This is a genomic window from Methylobacterium sp. WL103 (assembly GCF_008039885.1).
Taxonomy (GTDB): Bacteria; Pseudomonadota; Alphaproteobacteria; order Rhizobiales; family Beijerinckiaceae; genus Methylobacterium; species Methylobacterium cerastii.
Map to the genome: position 1 here is coordinate 1 of NZ_VRUX01000428.1, position 3,706 is coordinate 3,706.

The following is a 3,706-nucleotide window of genomic DNA, read 5'->3' on the forward strand; positions in this document are numbered from 1 at the left end:
GTGCCGCCCGAGGCCGTGACGCCGCTCGCCGACGCGACGGCGCGGTAGGGCCGCCCCATGCGCCTCAACATCTCCGCCTGGTCGATCCGCAGGCCGCTGCCGTCGATCGTGCTGTTCCTCGTGCTGATGCTGCTCGGCTTCGTCAGCTTCCGCTCGCTGCCGATCACGCGCTTCCCGAACATCGACATCCCGATCGTCTCGGTGACGATCACCCAGTCGGGCGCCGCCCCGTCCGAGCTTCAGACCCAGGTCACGAAGTGGGTCGAGGATTCGGTGGCCGGCGTGAAGGGCGTCAAGCACATCCTCTCGACCATCACCGAGGGCTCGTCGGTCACCACCATCGAGTTCCGGCTCGAGGTGAACACCGACCGCGCGGTCAACGACGTCAAGGATGCGGTCTCGAAGGTCCGCCTCAACCTGCCGCGGACCATCGATGAGCCGATCATCAACCGCGTCGAGATCGCCGGTTTGCCGATCATGGTCTACGGCGCCTCGGCGCCGGCGATGACGCCCGAGGACCTGTCGTGGTTCGTGGACGACGTGGTCGCCCGGTCGATCCAGGGCGTCCGCGGCGTCGGCGGCGTCGAACGCCTCGGCGGCGTCGCCCGCGAGGTCCGCGTGACGCTGAAGCCCGACCGGCTGCTGGCGCTCGGCATCACCGCGGCCGACGTGAACCGGCAATTGCGCCTGACCTCGGCCGACATGGCGGGCGGGCGCGGCGAGGTCGGCGGGCAGGAGCAGTCGATCCGCACGCTGGCGGCGTCGGCCACCCTCGACACCCTCGGCGCCACGTCGATCGTCGTCACCGGCAACCGCAAGGTGCGGCTCGACGACTTGGCCGCCGTGCGCGACGCGATCGAGGAGCCGCGCACCTTCGCCCGCTTCGACGGGCGCCCGGTTGTGGCCTTCGCGGTCTCCCGCGGCTCGGGCGCGAGCGACGCCGAGGTCGCCGCAGGCGTCGAGCGCAAGATCGCGGAATTCGAGACCGGCTATCCCGACGTCCGGTTCGAGAAGATCGACTCGTCCGTCTCGGCCACGATCGGCTCCTACGATTCGGCGATGCACACCCTGATCGAGGGGGCGGCGCTTGCCGTGCTGGTGGTGTTCATGTTCCTGCGCGACTGGCGCGCGACGCTGATCGCGGCCCTGGCGCTGCCGCTCTCGGTGTTCCCGACCTTCTGGGCGATGGACGCGCTCGGCTTCACCTTGAACGGCATCAGCCTGCTCGCGATCACGCTGGTCACCGGCATCCTGGTCGACGACGCCATCGTCGAGATCGAGAACATCGTCCGCCACATGCGGATGGGGAAGTCGCCCTACCGCGCGGCGATCGAGGGCGCCGACGAGATCGGCCTTGCCGTCATCGCCATCACCGCGACCCTGATCGCGGTGTTCGCGCCGGTGTCGTTCATGCCGGGAATCGCCGGGCGCTACTTCATCCAGTTCGGGCTGACCATCGCGGTCTCGGTGTTCATGTCGCTGCTCGTGGCGCGTCTGATCACGCCGATGCTCGCCGCCTACTTCCTGCGCGACCACGCCCACGTGGAGGCGCGCGAGGGGCCGGTGATGCGCGCCTACGGCCGCCTCGTCGGCTGGTCGGTGCGCCACCGGGTGATCACCCTCATGGTCGGGCTGGCGTTGTTTGCCGGCTCGCTGGCCTCCACCGGCCTCCTGCCCTCGGGCTTCGTGCCGAAGCAGGACAACGCCCGCACCCTGTTCATGCTCGAGCTGGCGCCCGGCGCGCGGCTCGCCGACACCGTCGCCGTGTCGGACCGGGTGGTCGCCCGCATCCGCGCCCTGCCGGAGGTGGTGTCGGTCTTCGTCGACGGCGGCCGGCAGGTCGGCGGCAAGAAGGAGACGCGGCTGGCGACGCTCACCGTCAACCTGACGCCGAAGAACGCCCGCGCCAAGTCCCAGGCCGCGCTGGAGACCGAGATCGCCGGGCTCATCGCTCAGGAGCCCGACATCCGCTCCTGGTCGCTGCGCGATTCCGGCCAGCGCGACCTCGCCCTCGTGGTCGGCGGCCCGGACGCCGCCGTGGTGGCCGAGGTCGCAGCAAAACTCCAGCGCGACATGGCCGCGATTCCGCACCTCGTCGCGGTGATGTCCACGGCGCCCTTGAACCGCACCGAGGTCCGCATCCGGCCGAAGCCCGGGGTGGCGGCCGACCTCGGCGTCTCCACCGACGCCATCGCCGAGACGGTCCGCGTCGGCACGATCGGCGACATCGGCCTGAACCTCGCCAAGTTCAACGCCGCCGACCGCCAGGTCCCGATCCGGGTGCAGCTGCCCGACAGCGCCCGCGGCGCGGTCTCGCGGCTGGAGAACCTGAAGGTGCCGGCCAAGAACGGCACCGCGGTGCCGCTGGCGGCGGTGGCCGACATCGAGCTCGACCAGGGCCCGGGCGCGATCGACCGCTACGACCGCGTCGTGCGCGTCGCGGTGGAGGCCAACATGGAGGGCTCGGACGCGCTCGGCTCCCTCATCGCCCAGGCGCTGGAGACGCCGACGGCGAAGTCCCTGCCGCCGGGCGTCACCATCCGCCAGACCGGCGACGCCGAGATCATGGGCGAGGTGTTCTCCGGCTTCCTCCTGGCCATGGGCGCCGGGATCATGATGGTCTACGCCGTGCTCGTGCTGCTGTTCGGCTCGTTCCTGCAGCCGCTGACGATCCTGTTCTCGCTGCCGCTCTCGATCGGCGGCGCGATCCTGGGGCTCTTGGTGATGAACATGCCGATCTCGATGCCGGTGGTGATCGGCATCCTGATGCTGATGGGGCTGGTGACCAAGAACGCGATCATGCTCGTCGACTTCGCCGTCGAGGAGATGGGTCGCGGGGTCGACGCCGTCACCGCCATCGTCGAGGCCGGCCGCAAGCGCGCTCGCCCGATCGTGATGACCACGATCGCCATGGCCGCGGGCATGGTGCCCTCCGCCATGGCGCTCGGCGTCGGCGGCGAGTTCCGCGCGCCGATGGCGGTCGCGGTGATCGCCGGGCTGATCGTCTCGACCCTGCTCTCGCTGGTCTTCGTACCGGCTTTGTTCCTGCTGATGGAGGGCCTGAGCCGGGTCCTCGGACGGGTGTTCGGCCGCTTCGTCGGCGCCCGCGACGAGGCCGGGCAGGCCCATCCGTCCCCTTCGCCTTGAGGAAACCGAATGCCAGTCCGTTCCGCCCGCGTCTCGACCCTCGCCCTCCTCGGCCTCGCCGCCGCCACCCTCGGCGCGAACCCGGCCGCCGCGGCGGATCCCACCGGCACCTGGTTCACCGAGGACGGGCGTGCCCGCGTGCGGACCGAGCATTGCGGGCCGGGCGGCGCCAACCTCTGCGGCTACGTCGTCTGGGGTTCGAAGCCGCTGGGCGAGGACGGCAAGCCGAAGATCGACCGCTACAACCCCGACCCGAAGCGCCAGGCGCGGCCGCTCCTCGGCCACCAGATGATCCTCGGGCTGAAGAAGAACGACGACGGGCGCTTCGCCGGCAAGATCTACAACGGCGACAACGGCAAGTCCTACGACGTGACGATCTGGAGCGAGACGCCGGCCGAGCTGTCGGTGAAGGGCTGCCTGCTCTCGGTTCTGTGCCAGACCCAGACCTGGACGCGGGTGGGCGACGTGGTCCCCGGTCAGATCACCGCCGCCACCGACACCCCCGGCGGCCCGCGCTCGGACCCCGAATGGGCGCCCAAGCCCGGAGCCGCGCCGAGGC

At 70.8% G+C, this 3,706-nt stretch carries 2 protein-coding genes; both read left to right on the forward strand.

The genetic code is table 11. The annotated features are described in order from the left end of the window. The first annotated feature begins 57 nt into the window (after nt 1-57). Complete coding sequence (locus FV222_RS19900) at nt 58-3,147, forward strand: efflux RND transporter permease subunit (protein WP_147815457.1); 3,090 nt, start codon at nt 58-60, stop codon at nt 3,145-3,147. A 9-nt stretch (nt 3,148-3,156) separates the two neighbouring features. Continuing rightward, nucleotides 3,157-3,706: DUF2147 domain-containing protein (locus FV222_RS19905; RefSeq protein WP_147815458.1), on the forward strand; the 550-nt coding region annotated here is incomplete at its 3' end.